Annotated in this window: 15 protein-coding genes; 4 read left to right on the top strand and 11 right to left on the bottom strand. The window is 60.2% G+C overall.

Annotation, left to right across the window (positions count from 1 at the left end):
• Positions 1-9: 9 nt before the first annotated feature.
• Genes hisH through hisB form a run of 3 tightly spaced genes read right to left on the bottom strand, consistent with a single transcriptional unit; the run spans position 10 to position 1,780 of the window.
• Positions 10-663: an imidazole glycerol phosphate synthase subunit HisH gene (gene hisH, locus F0184_RS03985; protein ID WP_150494802.1), complete on the bottom strand. Its 654-nt coding sequence runs from the start codon at positions 661-663 to the stop codon at positions 10-12.
• Entirely contained in the window at positions 660-1,190 is a 531-nt protein-coding gene (locus F0184_RS03990; protein WP_208998316.1) for a DUF2628 domain-containing protein, read from the bottom strand. Before F0184_RS03990 ends, hisH begins: the two co-directional genes overlap by 4 nt.
• Positions 1,187-1,780, bottom strand: a complete 594-nt coding sequence (gene hisB, locus F0184_RS03995) for an imidazoleglycerol-phosphate dehydratase HisB (protein ID WP_150494805.1) — start codon at positions 1,778-1,780, stop codon at positions 1,187-1,189. Before hisB ends, F0184_RS03990 begins: the two co-directional genes overlap by 4 nt.
• A 171-nt stretch (positions 1,781-1,951) precedes the next feature.
• Here hisB and pyrF point away from each other — a divergent pair, with 171 nt between their 5' ends.
• Positions 1,952-2,680 carry an orotidine-5'-phosphate decarboxylase gene (gene pyrF, locus F0184_RS04000; protein ID WP_150494807.1) on the top strand — a complete coding sequence of 243 codons (729 nt, stop codon included), beginning with the start codon at positions 1,952-1,954 and terminating at the stop codon, positions 2,678-2,680.
• A 13-nt stretch (positions 2,681-2,693) separates the two neighbouring features.
• Here pyrF and F0184_RS04005 read toward each other — a convergent pair whose 3' ends face one another.
• The gene (locus F0184_RS04005; RefSeq protein ID WP_150494809.1) at positions 2,694-3,773 is read right to left on the bottom strand and encodes an ornithine cyclodeaminase; all 1,080 of its coding nucleotides are present in this window, start codon (positions 3,771-3,773) and stop codon (positions 2,694-2,696) included.
• Between the two features lie 2 nt (positions 3,774-3,775).
• Positions 3,776-4,711 carry an arginase gene (gene rocF / locus F0184_RS04010; protein WP_206668301.1) on the bottom strand — a complete coding sequence of 312 codons (936 nt, stop codon included), beginning with the start codon at positions 4,709-4,711 and terminating at the stop codon, positions 3,776-3,778.
• 129 nt (positions 4,712-4,840) lie between these two features.
• On the opposite strand from rocF, the gene F0184_RS04015 reads away from it, so the two are divergent.
• Positions 4,841-5,305, top strand: coding sequence for an Lrp/AsnC family transcriptional regulator (locus F0184_RS04015; RefSeq protein WP_150494813.1), 465 nt, complete (start codon positions 4,841-4,843; stop codon positions 5,303-5,305).
• A gap of 77 nt (positions 5,306-5,382) precedes the next feature.
• Positions 5,383-6,294, top strand: a complete 912-nt coding sequence (locus F0184_RS04020) for a methylated-DNA--[protein]-cysteine S-methyltransferase (RefSeq protein ID WP_150494815.1) — start codon at positions 5,383-5,385, stop codon at positions 6,292-6,294.
• 1 nt (position 6,295) lies between these two features.
• Here the strand turns inward: F0184_RS04020 and F0184_RS04025 are convergent, their stop codons facing one another.
• The 4 genes from F0184_RS04025 to trpA all read right to left on the bottom strand — a co-directional run bounded on the left by F0184_RS04025 (position 6,296) and on the right by trpA (position 11,043).
• The gene (locus tag F0184_RS04025; RefSeq protein WP_150494817.1) at positions 6,296-7,549 is read right to left on the bottom strand and encodes a hypothetical protein; all 1,254 of its coding nucleotides are present in this window, start codon (positions 7,547-7,549) and stop codon (positions 6,296-6,298) included.
• 33 nt (positions 7,550-7,582) lie between these two features.
• On the bottom strand, positions 7,583-8,899 hold the full coding sequence (locus F0184_RS04030) for a bifunctional folylpolyglutamate synthase/dihydrofolate synthase (RefSeq protein ID WP_150494819.1): 1,317 nt from the start codon (positions 8,897-8,899) through the stop codon (positions 7,583-7,585).
• Positions 8,900-9,176: 277 nt separating this feature from the next.
• Positions 9,177-10,148: an acetyl-CoA carboxylase, carboxyltransferase subunit beta gene (gene accD, locus F0184_RS04035; RefSeq protein ID WP_150494821.1), complete on the bottom strand. Its 972-nt coding sequence runs from the start codon at positions 10,146-10,148 to the stop codon at positions 9,177-9,179.
• A 61-nt stretch (positions 10,149-10,209) separates the two neighbouring features.
• Positions 10,210-11,043, bottom strand: a complete 834-nt coding sequence (gene trpA, locus F0184_RS04040) for a tryptophan synthase subunit alpha (protein ID WP_150494824.1) — start codon at positions 11,041-11,043, stop codon at positions 10,210-10,212.
• A gap of 313 nt (positions 11,044-11,356) precedes the next feature.
• On the opposite strand from trpA, the gene F0184_RS04045 reads away from it, so the two are divergent.
• Positions 11,357-11,569 (top strand): hypothetical protein, encoded by a 213-nt coding sequence (locus F0184_RS04045; RefSeq protein WP_150494826.1) that lies wholly within the window; start codon positions 11,357-11,359, stop codon positions 11,567-11,569.
• Positions 11,570-11,628: 59 nt separating this feature from the next.
• On the opposite strand, the gene trpB is transcribed toward F0184_RS04045, so the two are convergent.
• A complete protein-coding gene (gene trpB, locus F0184_RS04050) occupies positions 11,629-12,843 on the bottom strand; it encodes a tryptophan synthase subunit beta (protein ID WP_150494827.1) in 1,215 nt (404 codons plus the stop codon).
• A gap of 6 nt (positions 12,844-12,849) precedes the next feature.
• The gene (locus F0184_RS04055; RefSeq protein WP_150494829.1) at positions 12,850-13,509 is read right to left on the bottom strand and encodes a phosphoribosylanthranilate isomerase; all 660 of its coding nucleotides are present in this window, start codon (positions 13,507-13,509) and stop codon (positions 12,850-12,852) included.
• Between the last annotated feature and the right edge of the window lie 198 nt (positions 13,510-13,707).

Genomic DNA, 13,707 nt, shown 5'->3' on the forward strand with positions numbered 1-13,707 from the left:
GTTTCGGATTTACGGGGCCCAGTCGAGAAAATTGGCGATCAAACCAAGTCCAAGGCGCTGGCTCTTTTCCGGGTGGAACTGGGTCCCAATAATGTTGTCCCTTGCGACCATGGCCGTGAAGGCGCCGCCATAATCGAAGGTAGCGAGGCGGTCTTCCGGGCGGACACAAGCAAAGTGATAGGAATGCACGAAATAGGCGTGCAGCCCGTCCGGTCCGGTGTCGAGGTTCTTGACGACCGGGTGGGCCGTGTCTCGCACATCGATGGTGTTCCAACCCATATGGGGAATCTTCAGGCCCGGATCGGACGGGATCATGGCCGTGACATCGCCTTCGATCCAGCCAAACCCTTCGCAGGTCTCGTGCTCCAAACCGCGTTCGGCCAGAAGCTGCATCCCAACACAAATGCCCAGAAACGGTTTTGCCTTGTCCTGGACCGCTTCGGCCAGGGCTTCGGGCATCCCGTCAATGGCCCACAGACCCCGCCGGCAATCCGCAAAGGCGCCAACGCCCGGCAAAACGATCCGGTCCGCCCTCAGGACCCGGTCAGGGTCCGCCGTCACGACAATATCCGGTTCGGCAGCATGCTCGCGCGCGGCACGCTCGAAAGCCTTTGCCGCCGACCGCAGGTTTCCGGAGCCATAGTCGATGATTGCCACGCTCATCTTCGCGTTTCCCGTCCCAACGTCAGACCGATCACCTGTTCCGACCCGATCCGAGGCACCGGCCAGCCTGCAACCCGGGCGGGCGCGCTGCGGACAGGGCCGTCTTCCTCACCGCCGGATTGCGGTCCAGACCTGGCAGACAGCGTTCCATGAAAGAACCGTATTTCCGCTTCCTCCAGATCACCGGCGGCGACCAGGCCAACCTGGCGGTACCCTTTCCGCTCCAGCGACCATTTCCGCAGGCCTTGCGCTTCAAGACCAAAAGCAAAAGACACGGCCAACGCCGCAACACCCGCCGCGGCACCGACAGTCCAGAAAGCCACCAACTCGATTGCCAGGGTCAGCGCGAGATAGCCGAGCAGCACAAACCACATCCGATGCACCAGCATCCAGGGAACCGAAAAGGCGAAGGCGAGGATGCTGAACCTATCCGGCACAAAAACAAGACGTTCGGCTGTTTCGGCCGCAGTGATGTCCGGGTCGGCATCGGGCGGCGCCATCACGTAGAAAGTCGTGTTTGCCGTCATCCGCCCAGTTGCCCCTTTGTGGTGGGGATCCGGTCCGCTTGCCGCGGATCGATCTCGGTCGCCTTGCGCAGCGTTCGGGCGACCGCCTTGAAACAGGTTTCCGCGATATGATGGCTATTCGTTCCATAAAGGTTGGCAATATGAAGAGTGATGCCGGCATTCATGGCAAAGGCGCGGAAAAACTCCTCGAACAGTTCCGTGTCGAATTCGCCGATCTTGTCGCGCTCGAACGTGACATCCCAGACCAGAAAGGGACGGCCCGAGACGTCGAGGGCGCAACGGGTCAGGGCCTCGTCCATGGCAAGATGCGTGTCGGCGTAGCGGGTGATCCCGGCCATATCGCCCAACGCCTCGCGCACAGCCTGGCCCAGCGCGATCCCGACATCCTCGACGGTGTGGTGAAAATCGATATGGGTGTCGCCTTCGGCCCGGACCTTCATGTCGATCAGGGAGTGTCGAGCGAGTTGCTCCAGCATGTGGTCGAAAAACCCGACACCTGTCTGGATATCGTAGTTTCCAGACCCGTCCAGCATGATCTCGGCTGAAATCCGGGTTTCCTTGGTGTTGCGCGTAATGGAACTCTTGCGCATGCCTGATCCTCTTCTCGAGCCAGCTCGCGTTTTAGAACTGAAAGCCAGCAAAGCGGCGTTGTAGCAGCCTGCCAGAGGGTTGGGAATAGCTTGGGCCCGGTCAAATCGCTGGTGTGCGGACGGAGGCTTTGCTATGTCGGCGGAGCTTTGTTCGTCCTTCAAGGTCCTCCCATGCCCGCCAGCCGATTTACCCCCAAAACGCCCAATGACCGTCTCGTTCTGCCCCTCGACGTGCCGTCGGTGGATGAGGCGAGAGCCTTGGTGGCGGCGACGGACGGCCTTGTCGGTGTTTACAAGATCGGCATGGAGCTCCAGTTCGCGGGCGGTCTGGAACTCGCCAAGGAGCTGGCCGGGGACGGGCGCAAGATCTTTCTCGACGTCAAACTACACGACATCGACAACACCATCACGCAAGCGGTCAAGAATATCGCTCGCATGGGCATGACGTTCATGACCGTGCACGCCTACCCCAAAACCATGCGCGCGGCGGTCAAGGCGCTCGACGAGCTCAATCATCAAGACCTTTGCCTGTTGGGGGTGACCGTCTTGACGTCCATGAACGAAGCCGATCTGACCGATGCCGGTTATCGCGGGCCGATCGCAGACGTTGTCGAGGCAAGGGCGAGACACGCCAAAACGGCCCGCATGGGCGGAATCGTATGCGCCGCCACGGAAGCGTCCGCGCTGCGCCGGGCACTCGGCCCAGAGATGGTGATTGTCACACCGGGGATCCGGCCGGCCGGAAGCGAAACCGGCGATCAGCAGCGCGTCATGACACCAGCCGAAGCCATCAACGCCGGCAGCGACTATCTCGTGATTGGCCGGCCTATTTCCAAAGCGGAAGATCCCCGGGCCGCCGCGAGGGCCGTTTTGCGCGAAATCGAAACCGCTCTGTCCTGAGGCTGCTGGTCAATCAGGCCGCTTCGCCATTGCGTCCGGCTTCCGCCCGCAGAACCATGCCGAACAAATCGCGGGGATCGTCCGGATCGGCCAATAGATCGAGTTTCTCGAAATACCCCGTCTTCGGAAGCATGTCCCGGACATACCGCAAGGCCGAAAAATCCTCTATGGCGAAGCCGACACTGTCGAACAGGGTGATTTGGTGCTCCGATGTGCGCCCGGCAGCCTGCCCGGCATAAACCTGCCAGAGTTCGGTCACCGGATGGTCTCGCGGAAGCTGCTGGAATTCTCCCTCGATATGGGTCTGGTCCGGGAATTCGACGAAAATGTCGGACCGGAGAAGGATGTCCTTGTGGAGTTCCGTCTTGCCGGGACAGTCGCCGCCAACGGCGTTGATATGAACTCCGGGGCCCACCATGTTGTCGGTCAGGATGGTGGCGCACTTTTTGTCAGCAGTCACCGTCGTGATGATCTGCGCACCTTCGATAGCGTCCTCCGCCGTTTTGCAGATCGTGACGTTTAGACCGGATGTGGCCAGGTTCCGAGCAAGGCGGACAGAGGCATCCGGATCGATGTCATAGGCGCGGATCTCGGTGATTCCCAACATGGTCTTGAAGGCAAGGCATTGGAAATCCGACTGGGCGCCGTTTCCGATGATCGCCATGGTTTTCGAGCTCTTCGGCGCGAGGTATTTTGCCGCCAGTGCCGAATTCGCTGCCGTCCGCAACGCGGTCAGGATGGTCATTTCGGTGAACAGCAGCGGATAGCCCGTCGACAGATCCGACAGAACGCCGAAACCGGTCACGGTCTGGCGCCCGTCCTTGATGTTGTCCGGATGGCCATTGACATATTTGAAGCCGAAGGTCTTGCCATCGCTGGTCGGCATCAGTTCGATCACGCCTTGGGGCGCGTGGGCCGGGATCCGCGGTTTCTTGTCGAAGCTTTCCCAGCGCAGGAAGTCCTCTTCGATGTAATCGGCGATGCCCTTCATGACCGTCTCGACGCCAATGGCGCTGACGTTTTTCATCATGTTATCGACGCTCACGAAGGGCACATATGCCAACTCGGATGGGGCCAGGCTGGTCGGGTTCATTTTCAAAAACTCCGTGTGGGACGGTCGAAGACCTTGCGGCCAAACAGGCTGGCGGTGAGATCCACCATCAACCGCGCCGTCCTGCCACGGTCATCAAGGAAGGGGTTGAGTTCCACAATATCGAGAGACGTGACGAGGCCGCTGTCATGCAGCATCTCCATCACGAGATGCGCCTCGCGGAATGTCGTGCCGCCCGGTACCGTCGTGCCGACGGCGGGGGCGATGCCCGGGTCCAGGAAGTCGACATCCAGACTCACATGAAGCAAGCCATGAGCCTCGCGAACCCGATCGAGAAACGGGCGGAGCAGGGCGGGAATCCCGTGTTCATCGATGGTCCGCATGTCGTTGACCGTCACCCCGGCTTCCAGAAGAAAGGCCCGTTCGGCCGGGTCGATGGAGCGGACCCCCAGGATATCGACATGCCGGGGATCGACGGTATGGTCCAGCGGGGCGCCCAAGAGTGGCGCAAAACCGTCCAGACCGCAGGCAAACGCCAGCGGTGTGCCATGGAGATTGCCGCTGTCCGTGCTCGTCAGAGTGTGAAAATCGGAATGCGCGTCCAGCCAGAGAACGAACAACGGGCGTCCGGCCTTGTGCGCGGCGCAGGCGTGGCCTGCCACGGTGCCCAGCGCCAGCGCGTGATCACCGCCCATATAGACCGGCACGACACCCTCCCCGCCGAGCTTTTCGGCACAAGCGAACAGTGTCCTGGTCCAACCGGCAATGGCATTCAGGTTCTTGATGGATGGGTTGGGGACACTCAAGCCATGGACCGACTCCGGTGTCAGATTGCCGAGATCGGTGACGGAATGCCCCAGGGATTCCAGGTTTTCCCTCAATCCGGCGGTTCGAAGCGCATCGGGTCCCATCACGCAGCCGCGGCGGCCGGCGCCTTCTTCAACCGGTGCTCCAACCAGCCGGATTGTCTGGCCTGCCACTTTTCCTACTCCTGAACAGATGTCTCGACCTGAGAGTCAGGAATTTAAGTGGCGGAGTAAATCCCCAGACTTGATCATTTTTGATCTATGACTTATCATTTTGATATATATCATCTTACAAAGTGATAAATGGACGATCTCGACTATCAGCTCGTCGCGCTATTGAGATCCGATGGCAGGCGCACCGTATCCGACCTGGCATCGGACCTTGGCGTTTCGCGTGCCACTATCCGAAGCCGGATGGAACGGCTTATCGGAACCGGGGAAATTCTGGGCTTTACTGCCGTTCTGCGGGATGATTGGCGGGATTTGCCGATCCGGGCCGTAACCCTCGTCGAAATTGCGGGGCGCAACACCGATCCGGTCACCCGTAAACTTACAGCCATGACCGAAGTTCGGGCGATTCACTCGACCAACGGCAAGTGGGACCTGGTTTTGGACATCGCCACGCAGGACCTGAATGCCTTCGATGATGTGCTCAACCGGATTCGGCTCATCGAGGGAATTGCGAACACCGAAACGAATTTGCTGCTGACAACGCGCAAAGGCCCCGCTGTTGCCGAGGCGGACTATGCCAGAACAAAAACAAGTTGATTTGATCGCATATCGGGTGGGTGGAGCGCAGCTTGACCGTTAGTATGATACCATTCACCAACTGGACCGGACATTCGATGACCAAGCCCTTCCGCCTATCCGACCAGAATCTGGAGCCGCGCGCTGTCGGACCGGATGCGCAAGCCGACTACGAGGTCGTTCGCCAGACCCTGGAACGCATCACGCATAGCTGGCGCGAACAACCGAGCCTCGACGAGCTGGCAAGGGAGGTGAACCTTCAGCCGATCCAGCTTCAGCGGGTATTCTCGCGCTGGGCCGGGATCACACCCAAGCAGTTCCTTCAAGCGATAACGCTGGATTACGCGAAAGCGATGTTGCGCGACTCCGCCAGCATTCTCGACACGAGCTACGAAGTCGGGCTGTCTGGACCCGGCCGGTTGCACGATCTTTTCGTGACGCACGAAGCCATGACCCCGGGGGCCTATCGCAATCGCGGCGCCGGCCTTGCGATCCTTTACGGATTTCACCCCTCGCCCTTCGGCCAGGTTCTGGTATTGGCGACCGACAAGGGGCTCGCGGGGCTGGCCTTCGCCGATCGGGGAGAGGAAACAAACGCATTCGAGGACATGACATCCCGCTGGCCGGCTGCCTCATATGTCGAAGACCGGGCCGCGACCGCGCCTTACGCGGAGCGGGTGTTCGACCCCTCGAAATGGCAGGCCGACACCCCGCTCAACATTGTTCTGATCGGAACCGATTTCGAAATCCGGGTCTGGCAGACGCTTTTGAAGATTCCGATGGGACGTGCAACGACCTATTCCGACATAGCCGAGACTATTGGAAATCCGAAGGCGTCCCGCGCGGTGGGAACCGCCGTTGGACGGAATCCCGTTTCCTTCGTGGTGCCATGTCATAGGGTTCTCGGAAAAAACGGAACCTTGTGCGGATATCACTGGGGCCTGACCCGCAAGCGGGCGATCCTCGGATGGGAAGCCGGGCTCTCGGAACCGGTTCTGGAAACGCGCTGACCTACTTGACCGGTCCCTCGGGCATGGGCATGTTCGCTGTCACTTCCCAGCCGAAAGATGCAATCTGAACGGCTGCGGTGTCCGTGATATCGCCGGTCATGACAAAATCGACCCTGGTCGGCGGGAAGGGCTGACGCTCAAAGGCCTCGGCGATCGCGGTGAAAGCGGCGCTCGTTGTTTCGGTCCAGGACACCATGTCCAAAGGGGCGACCAGGGCAGCGGCTCCATCCAGACGCAAGGCGATGGGATAGCCCGCCACGATCTTGAACTGGCTGAGCGGTGCCGTCTCGCGGTGATAGGTTTCGGTGAGCACGATCCGGCGGAGATGGAAATAGGCCTCATCCCGTGTCCTGGCGTCCGCGGCGCGCTCAACGAGGAGGGAACGCTGGCCAACGCCGGTCATTTCATTCAACCGATAAGCGAAAATCACCTGTTCGGTCTGTGTGTAGTGCGGGTTCTGAAAGAATGCCTGCACGATGTCCGGACTCACACCGGCCTCGGCAAACGTTGCTGCCGTGCGATCTCGCAGCTCGGCGGGTGTGCTGTCGATAATCATCGTCCGGAAGCTTTCCGCGCTTCGCGCAAGACCGACAACCATACCGCCCGGAAGCAGGGCGGTGATGGCGCTCACGGTCCACTCACCGGCTGTGGTCACACTGGCGGTCTGATCCAGTTTTTCGGCAAGCGGCGCATAGGCCGTATAGGGGTCAACTCCGATTTGAACGGCCAGTTCGCGGCGCGCCCGGTCCTGGCCCGTGATGGCCTTGGCCAGATCCTCCGGCGATCCGCCATGACCCGTGACAACATTGGAAACACCGCGCGATACGCGGCCGAAAAGGCGCCCGACACCTGAAACCGTGCTGCGCGCGGTGCCAGCGGGATCCTCGATCGCGCTTTCGATGAATTCGCCCGGCTTTCTCGCCGCTTCCTTCAGCCCCTCCATAAAAGAAGCGTTTGCCTCGAGACCCTGCAAGGCCATCAATGCCCTGATGTCGTTGATGCGCAGGTGAAGGAGCCCGTCGCCGGAAATCCGCTCGATCCCGCGGTCAGTGCGAAGCTCGTAAAGGCGCAGAAAACCGTCGCTGCGAATTGGCGCAAGGACGCCATAACCGGGCCCGGATGCATTATCACCCAGCACAGCCTCTGGATCTTGGACCGGCGGCGTTTCAAAGCCTTCCGCAAAACCGGGCGCCGGGCCGCACAGGGCGACCAGAAGGCAAGAAACCGAAAGACCGAGGCAGATCCGAGACACCATGGACACGTCCTTCTTCCCGCGCCCCACCGTCTGTCAGTTCGGGGCCATACCGTTGATCGCCAGAATTTCGCCCACCAGATAAAGCGATCCGCAGATCAGAATTCGGGGCGGTTCGCCATCCTTGGCAGCACAATCCATCACATCTTTGAAGGCAGCTTGCAAATTCGGGAAGGGCGTTGCCTCCAGATCGGCCGCCCGGGCCAGATCAGCCAGATCGAAAGGATCGCGTGCATTGTTGGCCGAAGTGATGGGGACCGTTGCCACATGCCGGGCCAATCCCTTGAACGGACGGAAGAACCCGACCGGATCCTTCGTCGTCAGCATCCCGGCGATCAGGTACAGCGGGCGAGGGCTCTGCTCTTCCCGCTCTCCCATGAAAGCGGCGACCGAAACACCGGCGCCTGGATTGTGTCCACCATCCAGCCAGATCTCAGATCCTTCGGGCGCAAGATCGAAAAGCGGGCCCTGTACCAGAGCCTGAAGGCGCCCGGGCCAGTTGATGGCCTTCAAGCCCGCCGCCGCGGCTTCATCTCCGGGCCATAGACCGGCGGCCTTCAAGGCCGCTATCGCGACGGCGGCATTCAAGATCTGATGGCCGCCCCTGAGATTGGGCAGGGGAAGATCCGTAACGCCGGCCACATCCTGGAACGCCAGACGCCCCTGGTCTTCGCACGCCGTGTAATCCTCTCCGTACACAAGGGCTGGCGCCCCAACCCTTTGCGCGGCTTTCCGGATCACTTCGCCCGCTTCCTCCCGTTGCTGGGCAATCACCGCTGGACAGCCACGCTTCAGGATCCCGGCTTTCTCGGCGGCAATCGCCGCAAGGCTGTCGCCGAGAAATTTCTCGTGATCCATCGAGACCGGTGTGATGATGGTGGCCACTGGATCGTCGATCAGGTTGGTCGCATCCAGGCGACCGCCCAGCCCCACTTCCAGAAGCAGGACATCCGCCGGATGTTCGCGGAACAGCAGAAAAGCGGCGGCCGTCGTGATCTCAAAAAATGTGATCTCCGCTCCGTCATTGGCCTCTTCGCAGCGGTGAAGCGCGTCATACAACACCGGATCCGACACGAGTTGACCATCGGTCCCCAATCGGATGCGTTCGTTGAAAGAGACAAGATGCGGCGAGGTGTAGACGTGACACCGTTTGCCTCCGGCCTCCAGCATGGCCCGCATGGCCGCCGTCACCGAGCCTTTCCCGTTCGTACCGGCAATATGGATCACCGGCGGCAGGTGTTTTTCCGGTGAGCCCAGCGCCTTGAGCAACCGCTCCATGCGCCCCAGAGACAGATCGATCTCTTTCGGATGCAGGGCCAGAAGCCGATCCAAGATTGCCGTGATCTGATCCAAATCACCCTCCAGATGGTCTTTTTCCGCTCTTCCCGGTCTGTCCATCCGGACTGGATCAGCGACCGAGGACCCGGGCAGGTTGACACGGTACACGTCAATCTGACCTGGAAACCTGCCCGCCCTTGAAAGGGCGATAGGGCATCTTTTCCTGATCAGATTGTCCGCAAAGCGATTCAACCTTTGTCAGTGGATGCTCTAAGCAACCGTTCGCGGCCACGCAAGCCGGCAAGCCACCTGGTGTCGTATCTGGAACAGGAGACTGTCGAAAGCGCGACGGTTAGGACTTGGCTGGCTCGCCATCGGCGGTTTCTCCGACGGCATCAGCAGCCTCGGACGCGGCCTCCGTTTCGGGTTCCGGCGCGGCAGCCTGAAGCTCCTCGGAGACATCCGGCACCTGAACCTCACGCTTCATCAAAATCCCGCAGATCCGCGCGATGGTGTCCTTGAGCTGATGGCGCGTGACCACCATGTCCACCATTCCGTGTTCGAGCAGATATTCGGCGCTCTGAAATCCTTCGGGAAGCTTCTCGCGGATGGTTTGCTCGATCACGCGCCGCCCGGCAAAGCCGATCTGCGCGCCGGGTTCGGCGATATGGACATCCCCCAACATGGCATAGGATGCGGAAACGCCGCCCGTGGTCGGGTTGGTCAGAACGACGATATAGGGAAGGCCGGCTTCTCGCAGCATCTGGACGCCAACCGTCGTGCGCGGCATCTGCATGAGCGACAGGATGCCCTCCTGCATCCGCGCGCCTCCGGACGCTGCGAACAGAACAAACGGCGTCTTGTTGTCAACGGCCCTGGTCATTCCCGTCAAGATCGCTTCGCCCGCGGCCATGCCCAAGGAGCCGCCCATGAAGGCGAAATCCTGGACAGCGGCTGTCATGTCCGCGCCATTGACCCTTCCGGAGGCGACATAGACAGCGTCTTTTTCGTTTGTTTTCGAGCGGTTTTCCTTCAAGCGGTCCGTGTAGCGCTTGGTATCGCGGAACTTGAGCGGATCGGCCTGCACATCGGGGGTTTCAATGCGCTCGTAATGGCCGTCATCGAAAAAGATCTCCAGGCGCTTTTTCGCCGGAATGCGCATGTGGTGTCCGGAACTCGGGACCACCCAGAGATTGGCCTCCAGATCGCGGTGAAACACCATCTCGCCCGTCTCCGGGCATTTGATCCAGAGATTTTCCGGAACTTCCCGCTTTGTCAGAAGGTCACGGATTTTTGGCCGAACAATTGAGTTGATCCAGTTCACGAGACGCAGGTCCCTTCATGTCGTTAAAACTCGATGCGGCATGCCTTTACGGCATCTTGTCTCACGCGCCGCGCGCGCGGGCAACACCGCCAGCCAGATCGGCGACAAGATCCGTGACCGCGGCAACGGTCCGGTCGGTCGCCTGACCCGCTTCATCCAGACTGTCCTTGATCGCATTCACCAGAACGGATCCGACAACCACCCCATCGGCATCCTTGCCGATTTCAGCGGCGTGATCGGCGGTCTTTACACCAAAACCGACAGCCACGGGCAGTTTCGTATGCCCCTTGATCCGGTTCACCGCAGTCGCAACCCGGCCAGTGTCCGCGATCGCGGCGCCGGTGATCCCAGTCACAGACACGTAATAAACGAAGCCGGACGTGTTTTCGAGAACCGCAGGCAAGCGCGCATCATCGGTTGTCGGCGTTGCCAGGCGGATGAAATTCAGCCCCGCCTCGACGGCCGGAATGCAGAGTTCATCGTCGGCTTCCGGGGGAATGTCGACGACGATCAGACCGTCAACACCCGCAGCCTTGGCTTCGACGACAAACTTTTTCGGATCCCGGACATAGATTGGATTGTAGTAGCCCATGAGAACAATCGGCGTATCCGCATCCTTTTCCCGGAAATCACGGACCATCTGCAGTGTCTTGTCCATGGTTTGCCCGGCTTTCAGGGCGCGCTGGGTGGCCAACTGGATCGGAATGCCTTCCGCCATCGGATCGGAGAACGGCATGCCGAGCTCAATAACGTCCGCGCCGGCCGCCGGCAAAGCGTCCAAGACAGCCTGTGATGTCTTCAGATCGGGATCGCCCGCCGTGATGAAGGTCACAAGAGCCGGCCGGCCGGCCTCCGCACAGGCTTTGAAGCGCCGGTCAATACGCGTTTCCGTCATTCTATCCTTACCTTGCTGTCCTGAACCTTGATCAGGCGCAGCCGCGCGATGCGTCTGATGATCCACGTGCTGGAACTATGTTCGGCTGTCGATGTAGGGGTCCGCATTGCCCCCTGTCAATGTGCTCGGTGCGGGACAGAGCCGAATAGAGGCGGCAGAACAGGGTATTTGGCTGCCGGCACCAGCGCATTGTCGAGAAATGTTATGCGAATATCGCATGGCCGGTCCATCTGAAGACCAATTGAAGTGCACAGGTTGCGCCTGTATATCTATGCAAACGCACTCCGTGCACCAGAATAGACAGGAGGTCTCCATGGCGCGATCTCTCTTTGAGCCTGTGCCCCATACTGAACACCAAACCTTTTGGACCCGTCTGCGTGGTCAACCGGACCCGGATTCACGCCCGACGCTGACAACGATCGCCTATGACACTGCCGGACTAGCAGAACGGGCAGGGCGCCTGGATGCGCGCGGACGCCAATCATTGCTCGCCGCCGCTTTTGGAACGCAACTCGACCGGGACTGACCAGCAAAAAGCCCCGGCCAATTGACCGGGGCTTTTGTATGTCGTGCAGGCTGAGATTGTTACAGATCAAACCCGAGCATCTTGCCAACGGTGAAGACGTCCTTGTCGCCCCGGCCGCAGAGGTTCATGACGAGGATCTGATCCTTTTTCATTTTCGGGGCGATCTTCATGACATGAGCGAGCGCATGGGCCGGCTCGAGCGCCGGAATGATGCCCTCGACCTTTGTGAGAAGTTGGAAGGCTTCCATCGCTTCGTCATCCATGATCGGAACATACTGCACACGCCCGATATCCTTCAGCCAGGAATGTTCCGGCCCAATCCCCGGATAATCCAGACCTGCGGAAATCGAGTGGCCTTCCAAGATCTGGCCATCGTTGTCCTGCAGCAGAAATGTCCGGTTGCCGTGCAAAACGCCCGGTTTTCCGGCTGCCAGCGACGCGCAATGCTCCTCGCCATCAAGCCCCTTGCCGCCTGCTTCGACGCCGATGATCTCGACATCCTTGTCATCCAGAAAGGCGTGGAACATGCCGATGGCGTTTGAGCCGCCACCGACGGAAGCAACGATCGCATCCGGCAGCCGCCCCTCGGCTGCCATCATCTGCTCTTTCAGTTCCTTGCCGATGACCGATTGAAAGTCGCGGACCATTTCCGGATAGGGGTGCGGTCCAGCGGCGGTTCCGATCAGATAATAAGTATCGTCGACATTGGTCACCCAGTCACGCAGCGCTTCGTTCATCGCGTCCTTGAGCGTGCCCGCGCCAGCCGTGACCGGAACGATCTCGGCCCCAAGGAGCTTCATGCGGAAGACGTTCGGCTTCTGCCGCTCAACATCCGTCGCGCCCATGTAGACAACGCAGGGAAGACCAAACCGCGCGCAGACCGTTGCTGTTGCAACGCCGTGCTGCCCGGCGCCGGTTTCGGCAATGATCCGGGTCTTGCCCATGCGTTTGGCGAGCAGGATCTGCCCCAGGCAGTTGTTGATCTTGTGTGATCCGGTGTGGTTCAGCTCGTCGCGCTTGAAGTAGATCTTCGCACCGCCGAGATGCTCGGTCAGCCGCTCGGCAAAGTAAAGCGGCGACGGACGGCCGGTATAGTGGGTGTTGAGGTCATCAATTTCCGCCTGAAACGCCGGATCGGCCTTGGCGTCATTGTAATGCCGTTCAAGATCGAGGATCAGCGGCATCAGGGTCTCGGCGACATACCGTCCGCCAAAGATCCCGAAATGACCCCGCTCGTCCGGACCTGTCCGGATGCTGTTTGCCATCGTGGTCATCGCCACTTAACTCCCTATCGTTTCCGCGCTCCGGACAGCTGCCACGAAGTCGCGGATGAGACCGGCGTCCTTGACGCCTTTTTCTGTTTCAACGGCCGACGAGGCATCAATGCCCGTAAGCCCGCTCTCACGGATGGCGTCGGCCACATTGGACGCATTCAGTCCGCCAGCAAGCATGGCCGGCTTTTTCAGGTCAAGCCCCTTGAGCAGGCTCCAGTCGAACGTCACCCCGTTCCCACCTGGAATGTCAGACCCCTCCGGCGCCTTTGCGTCCAGAAGCAACCGATCGGCCACCTGCTCATAAAGGGAGATTTTCTCAAGGTCTTCCGGACCCGAAATCCCGAGCGCCTTCATGATTTTAGTGCCGTGCATCACCTTTGCAACGGCGAGCGCCTCTGGGGGCTCGGAGCCGTGAAACTGAAACCAGTCCGGGGCGACCAGCTCCTTGATCCGCGACAATCCGTCCAGATCCATGTTCACCGTCAAGGCCACGATTTCGGCTTTTCCGCGGGCCATGTCCGCCAAATGCGCCGCCGCAGACAGGCTCACATGGCGCGGACTTTTCGGAAAAAACACGAGCCCGACCATATCCACACCCGCCTCCAGCGCCGCTCTCATGGTTTCTTCGGTCGACAAACCGCAGATTTTCAAAGTGATGTGGGTCATAGGGAAGGTATCGCCGGACGGCGGAGGATTGTCAAAGACGGAAACGGCCGATTGCCAGCCTGCCACCTAACGTCATCCCGGCCATGAGCCGGGATGAACAATGCAAATTCCGTGGCTCTCCGGTCCCGGCTCGCGCTTCGCTTGGCCGGGATGACTACGGGTTTTTTCTTTTTTGTCATCCCGGACGCAGCGCAGCGG

It is taken from the genome of Roseibium aquae (assembly GCF_008711285.1).
Classification (GTDB): domain Bacteria; phylum Pseudomonadota; class Alphaproteobacteria; order Rhizobiales; family Stappiaceae; genus Roseibium; species Roseibium aquae.